Here is a 14286-nt window from a genome sequence, read left to right on the forward strand (position 1 = left end):
TGAATTTAGAATTAATGGGTAAAGTGGCGCAGCAAGCAGCATTTGAACTGGCGACCGCTTCCACCGAGCAAAAGAATACCGCGCTGGCGATCATCGCTGACGAGCTACAAGCTAACCAAGATGTGATTCTGGCAGCTAACGAAAAAGACATTAACGCTGCTCGCGAATCGGGCATGACAGAAGCGCTAATTGACCGATTATTGCTTAATGAAGCACGTTTAGCGGGGATTGCTAACGATGTGCGTAATGTGATCAGTCTAAACGATCCTGTGGGCGCAGAGCTCGATAGCCGCGTACTGGAAAACGGGATGCGTTTGAGTCGTCGTCGTGTACCTCTGGGCGTTGTGGGTGTGATTTATGAAGCGCGTCCAAACGTAACTATTGATATTGCGGCACTGTGTTTAAAAACCGGTAATGCCAGTATCTTGCGCGGCGGTCGTGAGACGTTCTACTCCAATATGGAGCTAGTGAAAGTGATCCAAGTGGCGCTGGAAAAAGCCGGTTTACCAGCGGCATCGGTGCAATACATTGAAAAACCAGATCGCGAGTTAGTGTCGCAGCTACTTCGTCTTGATCAATACGTTGATATGATCATTCCACGTGGTGGTGCAGGCTTGCACAAGATGTGTAAAGAGAACAGCACCATCCCAGTGATCATTGGCGGCTTTGGTATCAGCCATGTCTTTGTTGATGAAAGCGCAGATCTTACACGTTCTTTAGATGTGGTTGAGAATAGTAAGGTACAACGTCCATCAGCGTGTAATGCTCTGGATACGTTACTGGTTCACCAGCAAGTTGCGGAAGCTTTCTTACCGCGTCTGGCTGAGCGTTTGAATAAGTCGAAAGTGGCTTTTGTTGCTGATCAAGCGGCGTTTGAATTGCTTGAAGGCAAGGCGAGCAATGTTCGTCATGTTGAAGAAGGTGATTTTGATACTGAATGGCTGAGCTTTACGCTTGGCGTGAAAGTGGTGAAAGACGTACAAGAGGCGATTGCCCACATGCGTACGCACAATGCGAGCCACTCAGATTCAATCCTGACCAACAACATTCAGGCTGCAGAGCAATTTGTGAATGCGGCAGGCTCTGCGGCGGTGTACGTGAATGCGTCAACGCGCTTTACTGATGGTGCTCAGTTTGGTTTAGGTGCCGAAGTTGCGGTATCGACCCAGAAACTGCACGCTCGTGGTCCTATGGGGCTGGAAGAGCTGACAAGCTACAAGTGGGTAGGGCAAGCTGATTACCTTTGTCGCTCGTAATACCTAGCTCGTAATATTTGTTAATCGCATAGTTTAACTATCAAAAAAGGTTGCCTCGGCAACCTTTTTTACTCTTTGCTATTGGAACGCGCTACTGGCAATAAGTTACTTATTGCTGTTATCAAGTTTGGCTTGTTTTTCCGCAAGCTCTGCTTTTTCGCGTTCTTCTTCCTCTTTCCGCGCTTGTTCTCGCGCATGCTTTTCTTTTAGGTACTTGATCTTATCGCGCTCAGTAAACTTCATATTGGCTGTGTATTTTAGAGCCATGATATTACTGACGACCACGCTGATAATGATGGCAGTGATCACCCAAGGGTTGAATAGCCATTCCATTTAGACCTCACAGATATTAACGATATACCTGTTATAAAGCCTATCAAGGTTTGCCAAAATCTGCGACCTTCCAGCGACTTGGCTGTGACTAAGTGTGCGATGAAGCAACTCTGGGGTCAGTTGTTGCATCAAAGTTTGGCTGATCGGGTGATAGCTCAAATGCCAAGGCTCATTGGCAACGCCGCCTAAATCGTGTTGATAGGGCAAGAAGAACTCAAACTGCGCCATATTTTGATCAAGCCAGTCAGCAAATTCAGCTTGGTGACCGCCAGTTTGGTATTCCCAAGGTTCTAATTGCAGTTGGGTGTCTTTTGGCAAGCAGTTACGTGCGTAAACATCGATATCGGTTCCCCAATGATGGCGACTTGCACCCGGTAACGCAGACCAACGCAAAATCGCCTCGATTTTTTGTTCATCGGTAAGCTTGTTGGGATCAAGGGGGTGGCTATTGCTATCAAGGATAGGGCGCAGGCCATTAAACTTGTTATCCCAAATCATCTGTTGGCGCTCAAACGAGCGAAAGCCACTGGCAATCGTTAGTTCAAAGCCCGCTTGCTGGGCAGCGTTTGCCATCGCAGTGAAAGCTGAGACTACGCCTTGATGGATCTGATGTTGTTGAACAGGCACAAGGTGCTCTTGGCTTTGACCTGTTAATAGCCCATCGCTAATACGATGGGCTTGAGTTGGCGTGGTTGCCATTAGAGGATGTTTTCCAATACTTGCTGGTACATATCGGTCAGCTTCTCAAGATCGGCGACTTTGACGCATTCGTTCACCTTGTGAATGGTGGCGTTAACAGGGCCAAGCTCGATCACTTGTGCACCCGTTCGGGCAATGAAGCGACCATCGGATGTGCCGCCCGTCGTGAGCAGCTCAGGCTTCTTGTGGTTGACGGTTTCAATCGCCGCTACCACGGCATCAAGTAGCGTACCATGATCGGTCAAAAATGGCTGACCGCTTAAAGTCCATTTGAGATCGTAATCCAAGCCATGAGCATCAAGTACCGAGTGAACTTTGCGTTTGATTGCCTCATCGGTTAGCTCAGTGCTGAAACGGAAGTTAAACTGAACTTCAAACTCTCCAGGGATCACGTTAGACGCCCCAGTACCGGCAGCCACATTGGCAATTTGGAAGCTCGTCGGTGGGAAGTAGTCGTTGCCGTTGTCCCATTTCGTTGCTGCCAACTCTGCCAGTGCAGGCATGGCACGATGAACCGGGTTATCCGCAAGGTGTGGGTATGCCACATGCCCTTGCGTCCCTTTGACGAGCAGATCACCTGTGATAGAGCCTCGGCGACCGTTTTTCACGACATCACCGACGTGGTGGGTACTTGAAGGCTCGCCAACGATACACATATCGATTTTCTCGTTACGCGCTTCAAGGGTATCGATCACCCGAGTGGTACCATTGATAAATGGCCCTTCCTCGTCAGAGGTGATCAGTAGGGCAATTGAGCCTTTATGATTGGGGTGTTGTGCTAAGAAACGTTCAATGGCGACAATCATACATGCCAATGAGCCTTTCATATCTGCGGCGCCACGACCATGTAAGTAGCCATCAATAATGGTTGGCTCAAACGGTGGCGTGTGCCATTGGTCAACAGAGCCTGAAGGGACCACATCGGTATGACCCGCGAACACAAACAGTGGTGCTTCAGTGCCACGGCGTGCCCACAGGTTAGTGGTATCTTCAAACACCATGGTTTCAATAGTGAAGCCGAGTTTTTCAAGACGTTCAATCATGACGTCTTGGCAGCCTGCATCTTTGGGAGTGACCGATTTGCGGCTGATAAAGTCTTTGGCCAGTGCAATGACCGGGCTATCTGACATCCTTGTATCCTTCCTTATTTCGCCGCCAGTTGAGCAGCAAAGATTTCTTGGTATTGCGCAGGTTTAAAACCTAGGTGATGTTCACTGTTGTGAACCAGTAGCGGGCGTTTGATCATCGCTGGGAATTCCAACATTAATGCAATCGCGTTTTCACGGTTCAACCCAGCCTTTTGCTCATCCGTAAGTTGGCGGTAGGTTGTACCACGTTTGTTGACCATCGCTTCCCAGCCTAGTGCGCTTTCAAATGCTTCAAGCATCGCTTGATCTAGGCCATCGACGCGGTAGTCGTGAAATTGGTATTCAATGTTTTCTGCTTCAAACCACTTTTTCATTTTTTTGATTGTGTCGCAGTTCTTGATGCCGTATGCAGTTGTGTTCATTTTGCTGACTTTCTTAAAGTAATTAGTGAGGTGTAGCTCTACTTTATAGCGATTCTGTGACAGAGGTGCAATAACGGCTGTTGTTAGAAGTTGCTAACCACTCACCATTACAGCCATTTTGATCAGCCAGCCGCAGGCGACAAGCCCGAGGGTAAAGACGATAGTGCGCCATGGGCTGAGCTTAAACGCGTAGCAGCAGACGTATAACACTCGCGTTAATACAAACAAATAGGCGGGCAAACTGGCTTGTTCAGCGGGTACTCCCGCCAAATGAGCAATAAAGACACAAATGGCGAAGACCAATAAAGATTCCCATCCGTTGGCTTGAGCGGCTTTGAGGCGGGCACAAACCCCTGTGAGACTACGTTCTTGTTCTCGCGGCTGATTGATGTCGTAGAAGCCGACGGTTTTCTTGGTAAGCCAGCTGGCAAGGCCGGCAAGTAAGTAGTTGATGGCAATAATAATGATTAAGCACCAGAAAGCTGGAGTCATAGTGTTTACTCTAGTGGGTAGTGATGACACCAATACGGCATCATGCTCAGAAAATGAATAGGTTAGCTGTAATTACTAGTGTAGATGGTGAGATTTAGAAGCGGTAATGGATGTTAGTGTGTGTTTTGTCAGCGATGAAATTAAGACAAAATATTTCAGATTGTGTCTTTTATGCCAAGATGACAGTTGTAAAGTGTGATCGTAGCCCACTTCTCGCTTGGAATGTGCACTAAACAGGCATGCATATTGATCAAACGCAACATGTTAATTGGGATAGTAGCAATAATGAGTGCGCTCGTTTATTTAGTGGGTGTATACCTATTTGAGTAGTTATTTGTCGTCATGTTTAGCGGAGTTCGCATCAGATGATTACTCAAATGAGTATTATGGAGGTCTCAATGGAATTGAATCCAGTATTTGCGCGCCGCTTGTATTTGGCTTTACTTGTAGAACACTTAGAGCGCCCTAACGTGCCTAAATTGATCGAGAAAACCGGCTGGCCGCGTCGCACTATCCAAGATGTGTTAAAAGCATTGCCGGGGCTGGGGTTTGAATTAACCTTTATTCAAGACGGTAAACGTCACAATGATGGTTATTATAAGTTAAGTGATTGGGGGCCGTTTGACCCGATGTGGGTTGAGTCGCGTGAGAATGATTTGATCAGTGCGTTAACGCATTGATTGAGTATGAGTGAAATACCATGAAAAAACCGCCGAAAGGCGGTTTTTTCGTTTTGAACTGAATGCACTTACGATTGTGGACACAGATAAGCGTTGCCAACGTAGGTGACCGACGTGGCATAGGGAAGCGGCTCGTTCAGCAATATGGTATTAGCGCCAAGTTTAGCAGCTTGGTTTCGCAATTGATTGAGCGAACCCATAGTGAGGCTTTTATTGTTAATCAACCAAAAGTTATACCAAGCTCCTTCAGAGCCAACCAAGGTGGTCTTTAATTGGCATTGCTGGCTGGTGGCTTCGGTGTTCCACACAATCTTTACTTGCTGCCCTTGCTCTGTGAGTGGGCTGGTAGCACAGCCTGACAGCAAAGATATTGCTGCAACTAGCGTAATGGCTTTGTTCACTTATAGCCCTTGCGATTCTAAGTACAATACAGTTGCCGCAGTACGAGACTTCACTTGTAGCTTTTTGAGCAAGCTCTTCATGTGAACTTTGACTGTGGCTTCGGAGATAAATAAAGTCTCTGCGATCTGCTTGTTGCGATGACCTTTCGCCACTTCCTGCAAAATCTGGGTTTCACGTTCAGTTAGCGTATTGAGCAACGAATCTTGTTCTACGTTATCGGTTAAGTATTCTTTCACCAAGCTGCTGTAAGCTTTACCACCGCACATGGCTTCTTTAAGTAGGCGGATCAGTTCATCAGGCTCAGTGTCTTTAAGAAGATAACCATCAGCACCGGCTTGGATTAAGGTTTTCACATCATTACGGCTGTCAGATACGGTGAGTACCACAATGCTGCTTTCAATCCCCTCTGCACGCATTGCGTTTAGCGTATCTAATCCCGACATGCCTTTCATATTGAGATCTAACAAGATCAGATCCGGTTCTTTTTCGTGGGCGAGGCCAATAGCATCGGCACCGTTACTGGCTTCGGCAACCAGTTCAAAATCAGGCTCAAAACCGAGAAGTTGACCAATACCACGGCGCATTAGCGGGTGGTCGTCAACAATCATTACTTTCCAACACGTCATTTATATTTTTCCTTATGGCACGAGCATGAAGCTGAGGGTGACACAACAGCCTTGCTCTGGCTCTGAATTTATCGTGACTTCCCCATTAAGTCGATCTGCACGCTCAGACATGATAGCCATGCCGTAATGGTTGAGCTTTTCGTTGTGCTGATCGAAACCTAAGCCATCGTCACAAATCGAGATACTGACTTGGTCACCATCTTGCTGACAAGTAATGATGATTTCATCAGCTTGCGCGTGTTTGATGGCATTCAATGTTGCCTCTCGAATCAATTGTAATAAGTGTACTTGACGATGTGCATCTAAATTAAGCGAAGAGAGTTGATTATCGACAATAATCATAGCATCGGTCTGTTCATCCAAAGGTTTGATCATTTCAACCAAGGCTTCCCCGAAGTTCGCTTCTTTAATGGTGAGGCGGAAGGTGCTTAGTAGTTCACGAAGCTGGGTATAAGCACCAGATAGACCGGCATCGATATCCGTGATGATCTGCTCGGCATGTTGATATTGCTGCTGAGTCAGGTGACGTTTTAACAAAGTGACCTGAATCTTTAAATACGAAAGCGACTGTGCCAGCGAGTCATGAAGTTCGCGGGCAATAGTGGCACGTTCTTCCATCAGTAGTAGCTGATTCGCGAGTTTTTGAGCGCGGTTGTAGTAGATCCCGCGGCTTAGTAGGCGCGAGACGTTTTCGATCAGTGCGCGATCAGGACAAGGCAAACTCTCTTGCCAGCTCAAGCGACCTAGAAACTGATCGTCTAATGTCAGGTCACGACTATGCCAGTGGCGTTCGTTCTCAATTCCTGCCGAAATGATGCTTTCCGCGCCGTTGTTTTCTTCGATCACTAAGCGCACGGCGGTCATCCCTTCGACTTCCACCAAATTATTGAGCATGTTGGCAAAACTTTGAGTGGTTAAACGAGTGACAGACAGCTCTTGCGAGCAGTTATACAGCACTTGTAGTGATTCATTCGCGTGGCGTAAACGGCGTGTTTTCTCATTCACCGATTGTTCAAGGTCGTGGTAATGCTTGCCAAGCTCGGTCGCCATTTTGGAGAAGGCACCAGCCAGAATACCCAGTTCATTATCACTTTTTATATTGATATCAACGTCAAAGGTCCCGTTTTGGACTTGTTCGCTGGCATTCACCAGTTGTTTTAGCGGGCTAACAATCTTGCGTTGGGTGAAGTGAATGGTGAACAGGGCACTGATCAAAATCAGACTTAAACCAATCCCGCCTGTTACCGAAAGGATCTGTAATTTGGTGATAGAGAACTCTTGGAGTTCAAACACGAAGCGGTCGATATTGTCGACGAACGTCGCCACTTCAGCCAAGAAGGCATCATGATCGCCACTTAATAGCGATGGATTCAGACTCTCCCAGCGATCAATTAAGTTGTAATAGTGAAGCTGAATATCGGCAGGTACAGTCCAGTGTTCAAGGGCTGCCATAGAAGGCGAAAACAAGGATTGCTCGAATTGATCGAGATGGTCGTTCAGTTGCGCCGAGTTAGCTTGAATATCATAGGCCAAACGGTAGCTCTGCATCCGCAATGAGCCAGACACATTGATGGCTTCGGCATCGTTAAGGCTGGATGCCAAGGTTAACAGTGCAAAGCTGGTCGTGGCGATCGACAGTAGCAAGATGATCAGCATCGACCTTGCAATGGTGGTGGTGACGGGCTTTTGGGGCCTATTCTGCACGCAGCATCCTTATGAACTATATTTTTACTATTGATAAAAGGGTGTGTAGGTATTCATCAGCGAGCATTTTGCCGTCGCTCTTTGATTAATAGTGTGAGTGTTGCCACTTATGTTTATTGATCCAAGACAAATTACCCCTTCAATTAACCCTTACTAGGTATTTAAGCATTTATTAATAGCTCTAGACTTGCGGTGAAGAATAATGAGCAATTATGAACAGCTTTTGGTGGCTTTAATACCTTTTATTTTGCCCGTCTTTGGGCTGCAACAGCCGTTTGTTCATTTTATTTCATAACTGACCGGAGTGATCCTACATGTTTGATCGGGGACGACGGAGCCTCTTGTCGCGAAGACGCACACCTAGCATCCCACGTATGCCTTGGGTGGTTGATGAAGAGACATTCGTTGACCAGTGCACGCGCTGTAACAAATGCCAGTCAGCTTGTGAAGAAAACATAATTATTAAAGGCGATGGTGGGTTTCCTACTGTCGATTTTAATCGTGGTGAATGCACCTTCTGCGGTGATTGCGCTGAAGCTTGCCCAGAACCCTTGTTTCGTCCTACCACCGAGACTGCTTGGGATGTGAAAGCGCAAATCAATCAACAGTGTTTAGCTCAACACAATGTTGAATGCCGCAGTTGCGGTGACATGTGTGAAGTGATGGCGATTCGCTTTCAACTTCAGCCCGGCAGAGTGGCTCAACCTCAGCTTGAGTCGGACGTCTGCAACGGATGCGGCGCCTGTGTAGCGACCTGCCCGTCATCGGCAATCACTATGGTTACAAGTTAAGGCGAAGCTATATTCGTCACCAAATAAGAAGAGAAATCGCGTATGGCGCTGGAAGAAGTACATATCTCTAGCCTGGTAGTGCATGTAAAACCTGAGTCCCTATCTGATGTAAAAGCTCAGATTTTAGAGATGCCAAATACCGAGATTCACGGCGAGAGTGAAGAGGGGAAAATCATTGTAGTACTTGAGACGGAAAACCAAGGCTACGTGACGGATACCATAGATAAAATCAATAACTTAAACAATGTGTTAACCACTTTTTTAGTGTATCACCAAATTGAACACTTCGATTCGCAATCTGAGGAAGACTCATGAAAATGACACGACGTGCGTTTGTGAAAGCAAACGCGGCAGCTTCAGCCGCTGCTGTAGCGGGTATCACCCTGCCTGCGTCAGCAACTAACCTGATCGTTAGTTCTGACCAAACCAAGATTAAATGGGACAAGGCACCTTGTCGTTTTTGTGGTACAGGTTGTTCTGTACTGGTGGGTACGCAAAATGGTCGTGTTGTGGCAACACAAGGTGACCCAGAAGCACCAGTAAACAAGGGCTTGAACTGTATCAAGGGTTACTTCCTTTCTAAGATTATGTACGGTAAAGATCGCCTACAAACACCAATGCTTCGTATGAAGGATGGTAAATTCCATAAAGACGGTGATTTTGCGCCGATCTCTTGGGATCAAGCGTTCGATATCATGGCTGAGAAGTGGAAAGGTGCACTGAAAGACAAAGGTCCAACAAGCGTTGGTATGTTTGGTTCTGGCCAGTGGACGGTAATGGAAGGTTACGCGGCATCGAAAATGATGAAAGCGGGTTTCCGTTCTAACAACATCGACCCGAATGCCCGTCACTGTATGGCTTCTGCGGTAGGTGCGTTTATGCGTACTTTCGGTATCGATGAGCCAATGGGTTGCTATGATGACTTTGAAAACGCAGACGTGTTCGTACTGTGGGGTTCAAACATGGCTGAGATGCACCCAGTATTGTGGACACGTATTACTGACCGCCGTTTAAGTCACCCTCATGTTAAAGTAAACGTGCTTTCTACTTTCTATCACCGCTCGTTTGAGCTGGCTGATAACGGCATGATTTTCGAGCCGCAAACTGACCTTGCGATTGCGAACTTCATTGCAAACTACATCATTGAAAACGATGCCGTGAACTGGGACTTTGTGAATAAACACACAAACTTCAAGCGCGCGACAACCGATATCGGTTACGGTCTACGTGACGACGATCCACTACAGAAAAAAGCAGCGAACCCGAACTCAGGCAAAATGCACCCAATGAGCTTCGATGAGTTCAAAGCGTCTGTATCTGAATATACGCTAGAAAAAGCTTCTAAGATGTCAGGTGTTTCTGAAGAGAAACTGCTTGAGATGGCGAAGCAATACGCGGATCCAAACACCAAGGTAATGTCACTATGGACTATGGGTATGAACCAACATACTCGTGGTGTGTGGATGAACAGCTTGGTTTACAACATTCACCTACTAACCGGTAAGATTTCTACCCCGGGTAACAGCCCATTCTCGCTAACGGGTCAGCCTTCTGCGTGTGGTACTGCACGTGAAGTAGGTACTTTCTCACACCGTCTACCTGCTGACATGGTCGTAGCGAATCCTAAGCATCGCGCGATTGCTGAAAAAATCTGGAAACTGCCGGAAGGTACGATTCCACCGAAACCGGGTTACCACGCTGTACTGCAAGACCGTATGTTGAAAGACGGTAAGCTAAACGCGTACTGGGTAATGTGTAACAACAACCTCCAAGCAGGTCCAAACATCAACACTGAGCGTCTTCCGGGCTACCGTAACCCTGAAAACTTCGTGGTGTGTTCAGACCCATACCCAACAGCAACAGCACAAGCGGCTGACCTTATTCTTCCGACTGCAATGTGGGTTGAGAAAGAAGGTGCTTACGGTAACGCTGAGCGTCGTACTCAAGCTTGGTACCAACAAGTTGAAGCACAAGGTGATGCGAAATCTGACTTGTGGCAAATCATGGAATTCACTAAGCGCTTCAAGATTGAAGAAGTGTGGGGCGATGACCTACTGGCGAAGATGCCTGAATACCGTGGTAAGACACTATACGATGTGCTATTCCGCAACGGTCAGGTAGACAAGTTCCCACTCACTGAAGCACAACCGCTTAATGACGATGCGCAAGCGCAAGGCTACTACGTACAGAAAGGTCTGTTCGAAGAATACGCAGCGTTTGGTCGCGACCACGGTCATGACTTAGCCCCTTACGATGTATACCACCAAGTACGTGGTCTACGTTGGCCTGTGGTTAACGGTAAAGAAACCCAGTGGCGTTTTGCTGAAGGTTCGGATCCATACGTACCTGCAGGTGAAGGCTTCCGTTTCTATGGTCATGCTGATGGTAAAGCGAACATCATTTTCGCACCGTTTGAGCCAGCACCAGAAGTGCCAGATAACGAGTACGACATGTGGCTATGTACTGGTCGTGTTCTTGAGCACTGGCATACCGGTACCATGACACGTCGTGTACCTGAGTTATACAAAGCGGTGCCGGATGCTGTGTGTTACATCCACCCAGATGATGCGAAAAAACGTAAGCTGCGCCGTGGTGATGAAGTGCTTCTAGCTTCACGTCGTGGTGAAATTCGCTGTCGTGTTGAAACGCGCGGTCGTAACCGTCCGCCGGAAGGGTTGGTATTCGTACCTTTCTTCGATGCACGTATTTTGGTGAACAAGCTGATTTTGGATGCGACAGATCCGCTGTCTAAACAGACGGACTTTAAGAAGTGTCCAATTAAGATCACCAAAGTTGCATAACAGACAGCCTTTCCTTGCTCTTTGCCCTTCAATAATGGGCAAGAGCAAGGTTGTAAGCCTCGAATTTAGCCATTAGGCGGAGATAAGAATGAAACGATTAATGCTTGCCCTTATGACGGTAGGGCTTTTATTCACGGGTGTTGCGCATAGCCATAATGAAGAGCTATACCCGGGTGGTCATGGTGGTGTTGAATCACTACGCGGTATCACTGAATTAGATACCACACGTCCAGCCGACGAATTTAAACATTACCCACGTGACCAAGGTGTGATCGAAAGTGACTACGTATACCAGCCACCTTTGATCCCACACACTGTGCGTAACTACGAAGTGTCGCTAAACGCGAACAAATGTTTATCGTGCCACAGCTGGAAAAACGCGAAAGAATCAGGTGCAACCAAAATCAGTGTAACTCACTACCAGACTCGTGAAGGTCAGGTGCTATCTGATGTGTCTCCTCGTCGTTACTTCTGTCAGCAATGTCACGTTCCTCAAGCAGATGCTAAGCCTTTAGTTGGTAATGACTTCAAGCGTGTTGAAGCGCTTCGCAACGAATAAGCGGAATCAAGAGGTTAGCTATGAAAATATTAAAGGCTTTTTGGCAACGGATGCGCGCACCAAGTAAGGTGGCTGTTGGCTTGGTGTTGTTCATGGGCTTTATGGGTGGTCTGCTATTCTGGGGTGCATTTAACACCGGAATGGAAGCAACTAACACAGAAGAGTTCTGTTCTGGTTGTCACGCACCAATCGTAAAAGAGATCCGTGAAACGATTCACTATGCCAACCGTTCAGGTGTTCGTGCAATTTGTTCTGATTGTCACGTACCACATAACTGGACTGATAAGATTGTGCGTAAAGTACAGGCATCAAAAGAGCTGGTGGCATTTGCTATGGGTACCATCTCGACCGAAGAGAAATTCCAAGAACGCCGTGGTCATTTGGCCCACCGTGAATGGAAACGAATGAAAGACAACGATTCGCAGGAATGTCGTAACTGCCATAACTACGAATACATGGACTTCTCAGAGCAAGGTGAGCGTAGTGTGAAACAACACTCTACAGCCCTAGCTTCAGGTGAAAAGACCTGTGTTGACTGTCATAAAGGGATTGCTCACAAACTACCTGACATGAAAGATGTGGAAGGTTGGTAATAACTAAGGGGTGAAATCAGAATGAGTACATTAGAGTGGGTTATTTGGCATGTGTTGGGTTATGCCGCAATGCCTGTAATCATCTTATCTGGCTTTGCTGCTGTTGCTGCCATTTGCATCTGGCTATTGTCGCTAGGTAAAGACAAAGAATTGAGCTAACAGTCAGCTATATCCATATTTGAACCACGTCTTAGGGCGTGGTTTTTTTATAGCTATGATGATCAAGATCGGCATCGTTAGAGACGCGTTTGACTAGCCCGATAACGACCAGAGCGATCCAAACGCTGTAGATTGGAAGCCATTCTAGGATCAATTGCACTATGCTGACAGAGTCAAAATTGATCCACAACTCAGCAAGATGCAACAACGCCATCAACCACAAGCCGATGAAACTGAACGCGAGGAATGAGGGTCTGTCCATAGTGGTATCTTCATACGTAACTAACGAATGAAGATACTATAGATCTAAATGAGAATTATTACCAATGAGTTTTGTTTGAAATATCGCTAAACGGTGTATTTAGTAAAAAGCGACTTATTGTGTTGAGTGTTACGGGTTAGTGGTAATTAATTTGGCATCGATTAGCTTCTGGCGGAAAAGATCAGCACGTTCTCGGTTTACCCCAAAATCAGAATAACCTGTACGCGACTCGGAGCGCACGATCAGCGTACTGCCTTGCTGCGCGACTTCAAAGTCATCGACAAACTGAAATACGCGGCTAACACATTCTACTCGAAGGTAGTTATCGCTTTTTTGGCCAAGCTGTGCACCAGGCAAAGAAAGGGCGAGTTGAGCGATTTGTTGCCAATCATTTTGCCCAGCAACGGTAAGCTGATACTGGGCAATGGCAAAGTCAGGGCGTGTTTCAAGGGTAGATACACAGTTTGGCTTTTCACCACATAGGGTATCGACTCGCTTACCGATTTGGCTATCACCATTTGAACAGCCGGCAAGCAGAGTGGTTGCGATGAGAGGGAGCGATAATAAGATCCGTTTCATTATTCATCCTTGGTTGTGTGGCGCTTTATGATCATGTTTAGCACGATTAGCACGATTAGCACGATTAGCACGATTAGCACGATTAGCACGATTAGCACGATTAGCGCCGAGTGGCGACAAGCAACCTAAGCGGCGAATTGAGTAAGGTATAAGCCAAATCCTACCCACGAGGCAGCAAGCAGTGCCCAAGGTAACCAGTGTTGCTTGTAGCTAACTTGATGCTCTACTTGTACGTCAGATGTTTCGACTGTCGTGTGCTTTTCTTTTTGCTGTTTTTTGCGAAATTTATCGCGTTCACGCGCTTTGGCTTTTTGTTGTTTTTTGTACTGTTCAATGCCTTTTTGGATCCCTTGAGCAATGAGTTTGGTTTGCTCTTTGGTTTGTCCTGGTTTTTGGGTCGCGCGTGCAATTTTCATCGCATCAGCTTGCGTCTCTGGTGAAGGTTGCTGCTTTTGGTTTGCCATTGCTAATCGTTGTTGGTGAATTTTCAATAGATTATATACCCAAGGCTTGCTTAGAGGCAGTGTGTCGTCACTCGCTTTGTGTTGCTAACCAAGAGAAAATCACCGTTTGCGGCTTAGATGTCGCTCCCAGTAATAGAAAAAGGGAAATAATGTGCATCACATGACTATGCAAAAGTGCTGTGCTTATTTTCAAACTTGTAGGAATATTTCAGAAAGTTAATCAAAATAAAAATAGATTAATATTTGCGCGCAGTCTATTTAAGTTGTTGATTTTTATTGGTTTGACTTTAGTTTGGGAACGGTTTTATTTGCTACTGATAAGTCTGTGAACACGATCAATGTTTCACTTTTATTGAAAGTTTCACCCAAAAAAGTG

The 14286-nt window shown here is 46.5% G+C and carries 19 protein-coding genes; 8 read left to right on the top strand and 11 right to left on the bottom strand.

Annotation, left to right across the window (positions count from 1 at the left end; all coding sequences use genetic code 11):
• Window positions 1-14 precede the first annotated feature (14 nt).
• Complete coding sequence (locus A3K86_RS12795) at window positions 15-1256, top strand: glutamate-5-semialdehyde dehydrogenase (protein WP_415860036.1); 1242 nt, start codon at window positions 15-17, stop codon at window positions 1254-1256.
• Between the two features lie 105 nt (window positions 1257-1361).
• Here the strand turns inward: A3K86_RS12795 and A3K86_RS12800 are convergent, their stop codons facing one another.
• The 5 genes from A3K86_RS12800 to A3K86_RS12820 all read right to left on the bottom strand — a co-directional run bounded on the left by A3K86_RS12800 (window position 1362) and on the right by A3K86_RS12820 (window position 4290).
• Window positions 1362-1589, bottom strand: coding sequence for a DUF2897 family protein (locus tag A3K86_RS12800; RefSeq protein WP_068331535.1), 228 nt, complete (start codon window positions 1587-1589; stop codon window positions 1362-1364).
• Window positions 1590-2288 (bottom strand): M15 family metallopeptidase, encoded by a 699-nt coding sequence (locus A3K86_RS12805; RefSeq protein ID WP_107270332.1) that lies wholly within the window; start codon window positions 2286-2288, stop codon window positions 1590-1592.
• Window positions 2288-3418, bottom strand: a complete 1131-nt coding sequence (dapE, locus tag A3K86_RS12810) for a succinyl-diaminopimelate desuccinylase (RefSeq protein WP_068331536.1) — start codon at window positions 3416-3418, stop codon at window positions 2288-2290. The genes A3K86_RS12805 and dapE overlap by 1 nt, the downstream gene beginning before the upstream one ends.
• 14 nt (window positions 3419-3432) lie before the next feature.
• Window positions 3433-3798, bottom strand: coding sequence for an ArsC family reductase (locus tag A3K86_RS12815; RefSeq protein ID WP_068331537.1), 366 nt, complete (start codon window positions 3796-3798; stop codon window positions 3433-3435).
• Between the two features lie 93 nt (window positions 3799-3891).
• On the bottom strand, window positions 3892-4290 hold the full coding sequence (locus A3K86_RS12820; protein WP_068331538.1) for an MAPEG family protein: 399 nt from the start codon (window positions 4288-4290) through the stop codon (window positions 3892-3894).
• 398 nt (window positions 4291-4688) lie between these two features.
• On the opposite strand from A3K86_RS12820, the gene A3K86_RS12825 reads away from it, so the two are divergent.
• Entirely contained in the window at window positions 4689-4970 is a 282-nt protein-coding gene (locus A3K86_RS12825) for a winged helix-turn-helix domain-containing protein (protein WP_068331540.1), read from the top strand.
• Window positions 4971-5038: 68 nt separating this feature from the next.
• Here A3K86_RS12825 and A3K86_RS12830 read toward each other — a convergent pair whose 3' ends face one another.
• Genes A3K86_RS12830 through narQ form a run of 3 tightly spaced genes read right to left on the bottom strand, consistent with a single transcriptional unit; the run spans window position 5039 to window position 7702 of the window.
• A complete protein-coding gene (locus A3K86_RS12830) occupies window positions 5039-5371 on the bottom strand; it encodes a DUF4156 domain-containing protein (protein ID WP_068331542.1) in 333 nt (110 codons plus the stop codon).
• Window positions 5372-5998 (bottom strand): response regulator, encoded by a 627-nt coding sequence (locus A3K86_RS12835; protein WP_068331544.1) that lies wholly within the window; start codon window positions 5996-5998, stop codon window positions 5372-5374.
• 12 nt (window positions 5999-6010) lie between these two features.
• Complete coding sequence (gene narQ, locus A3K86_RS12840) at window positions 6011-7702, bottom strand: nitrate/nitrite two-component system sensor histidine kinase NarQ (RefSeq protein ID WP_068331546.1); 1692 nt, start codon at window positions 7700-7702, stop codon at window positions 6011-6013.
• Window positions 7703-8016: 314 nt separating this feature from the next.
• Here narQ and napF point away from each other — a divergent pair, with 314 nt between their 5' ends.
• The 6 genes from napF to A3K86_RS12870 all read left to right on the top strand — a co-directional run bounded on the left by napF (window position 8017) and on the right by A3K86_RS12870 (window position 12605).
• Entirely contained in the window at window positions 8017-8493 is a 477-nt protein-coding gene (napF, locus tag A3K86_RS12845; protein ID WP_068331548.1) for a ferredoxin-type protein NapF, read from the top strand.
• A gap of 42 nt (window positions 8494-8535) precedes the next feature.
• Window positions 8536-8808, top strand: a complete 273-nt coding sequence (locus A3K86_RS12850) for a chaperone NapD (RefSeq protein WP_068331550.1) — start codon at window positions 8536-8538, stop codon at window positions 8806-8808.
• Entirely contained in the window at window positions 8805-11294 is a 2490-nt protein-coding gene (napA, locus tag A3K86_RS12855; RefSeq protein WP_068331552.1) for a periplasmic nitrate reductase subunit alpha, read from the top strand. The genes A3K86_RS12850 and napA overlap by 4 nt, the downstream gene beginning before the upstream one ends.
• Window positions 11295-11382: 88 nt before the next feature.
• Window positions 11383-11853 (top strand): nitrate reductase cytochrome c-type subunit, encoded by a 471-nt coding sequence (locus A3K86_RS12860; protein WP_068331554.1) that lies wholly within the window; start codon window positions 11383-11385, stop codon window positions 11851-11853.
• 20 nt (window positions 11854-11873) lie between these two features.
• Window positions 11874-12446 carry a NapC/NirT family cytochrome c gene (locus A3K86_RS12865; RefSeq protein ID WP_068331555.1) on the top strand — a complete coding sequence of 191 codons (573 nt, stop codon included), beginning with the start codon at window positions 11874-11876 and terminating at the stop codon, window positions 12444-12446.
• Between the two features lie 21 nt (window positions 12447-12467).
• Entirely contained in the window at window positions 12468-12605 is a 138-nt protein-coding gene (locus A3K86_RS12870) for a TIGR02808 family protein (RefSeq protein ID WP_068331557.1), read from the top strand.
• 31 nt (window positions 12606-12636) lie between these two features.
• On the opposite strand, the gene A3K86_RS12875 is transcribed toward A3K86_RS12870, so the two are convergent.
• The 3 genes from A3K86_RS12875 to A3K86_RS12885 all read right to left on the bottom strand — a co-directional run bounded on the left by A3K86_RS12875 (window position 12637) and on the right by A3K86_RS12885 (window position 13910).
• Window positions 12637-12867: a hypothetical protein gene (locus tag A3K86_RS12875; protein WP_068331559.1), complete on the bottom strand. Its 231-nt coding sequence runs from the start codon at window positions 12865-12867 to the stop codon at window positions 12637-12639.
• A 129-nt stretch (window positions 12868-12996) separates the two neighbouring features.
• Window positions 12997-13446, bottom strand: coding sequence for a DUF1499 domain-containing protein (locus A3K86_RS12880; RefSeq protein ID WP_068331560.1), 450 nt, complete (start codon window positions 13444-13446; stop codon window positions 12997-12999).
• A 125-nt stretch (window positions 13447-13571) separates the two neighbouring features.
• Window positions 13572-13910, bottom strand: a complete 339-nt coding sequence (locus A3K86_RS12885; RefSeq protein WP_068331563.1) for a DUF2956 domain-containing protein — start codon at window positions 13908-13910, stop codon at window positions 13572-13574.
• Window positions 13911-14286: the final 376 nt, after the last annotated feature.

This window comes from Photobacterium jeanii (assembly GCF_001650345.1).
GTDB classification, from domain to species: Bacteria; Pseudomonadota; Gammaproteobacteria; order Enterobacterales; family Vibrionaceae; genus Photobacterium; species Photobacterium jeanii.

What these genes read in the sequence shown, in the direction of transcription:
- A3K86_RS12795 (WP_415860036.1), top strand. Translation starts at nt 15, where the DNA reads ATGGGTAAAGTGGCGCAGCAAGCAGCATTTGAACTGGCGACCGCTTCC.
- A3K86_RS12800 (WP_068331535.1), bottom strand. Translation starts at nt 1,589, where the DNA reads ATGGAATGGCTATTCAACCCTTGGGTGATCACTGCCATCATTATCAGC.
- A3K86_RS12805 (WP_107270332.1), bottom strand. Translation starts at nt 2,288, where the DNA reads ATGGCAACCACGCCAACTCAAGCCCATCGTATTAGCGATGGGCTATTA.
- dapE (WP_068331536.1), bottom strand. Translation starts at nt 3,418, where the DNA reads ATGTCAGATAGCCCGGTCATTGCACTGGCCAAAGACTTTATCAGCCGC.
- A3K86_RS12815 (WP_068331537.1), bottom strand. Translation starts at nt 3,798, where the DNA reads ATGAACACAACTGCATACGGCATCAAGAACTGCGACACAATCAAAAAA.
- A3K86_RS12820 (WP_068331538.1), bottom strand. Translation starts at nt 4,290, where the DNA reads ATGACTCCAGCTTTCTGGTGCTTAATCATTATTATTGCCATCAACTAC.
- A3K86_RS12825 (WP_068331540.1), top strand. Translation starts at nt 4,689, where the DNA reads ATGGAATTGAATCCAGTATTTGCGCGCCGCTTGTATTTGGCTTTACTT.
- A3K86_RS12835 (WP_068331544.1), bottom strand. Translation starts at nt 5,998, where the DNA reads ATGACGTGTTGGAAAGTAATGATTGTTGACGACCACCCGCTAATGCGC.
- napF (WP_068331548.1), top strand. Translation starts at nt 8,017, where the DNA reads ATGTTTGATCGGGGACGACGGAGCCTCTTGTCGCGAAGACGCACACCT.
- A3K86_RS12850 (WP_068331550.1), top strand. Translation starts at nt 8,536, where the DNA reads ATGGCGCTGGAAGAAGTACATATCTCTAGCCTGGTAGTGCATGTAAAA.
- napA (WP_068331552.1), top strand. Translation starts at nt 8,805, where the DNA reads ATGAAAATGACACGACGTGCGTTTGTGAAAGCAAACGCGGCAGCTTCA.
- A3K86_RS12860 (WP_068331554.1), top strand. Translation starts at nt 11,383, where the DNA reads ATGAAACGATTAATGCTTGCCCTTATGACGGTAGGGCTTTTATTCACG.
- A3K86_RS12865 (WP_068331555.1), top strand. Translation starts at nt 11,874, where the DNA reads ATGAAAATATTAAAGGCTTTTTGGCAACGGATGCGCGCACCAAGTAAG.
- A3K86_RS12870 (WP_068331557.1), top strand. Translation starts at nt 12,468, where the DNA reads ATGAGTACATTAGAGTGGGTTATTTGGCATGTGTTGGGTTATGCCGCA.
- A3K86_RS12875 (WP_068331559.1), bottom strand. Translation starts at nt 12,867, where the DNA reads ATGGACAGACCCTCATTCCTCGCGTTCAGTTTCATCGGCTTGTGGTTG.
- A3K86_RS12880 (WP_068331560.1), bottom strand. Translation starts at nt 13,446, where the DNA reads ATGAAACGGATCTTATTATCGCTCCCTCTCATCGCAACCACTCTGCTT.
- A3K86_RS12885 (WP_068331563.1), bottom strand. Translation starts at nt 13,910, where the DNA reads ATGGCAAACCAAAAGCAGCAACCTTCACCAGAGACGCAAGCTGATGCG.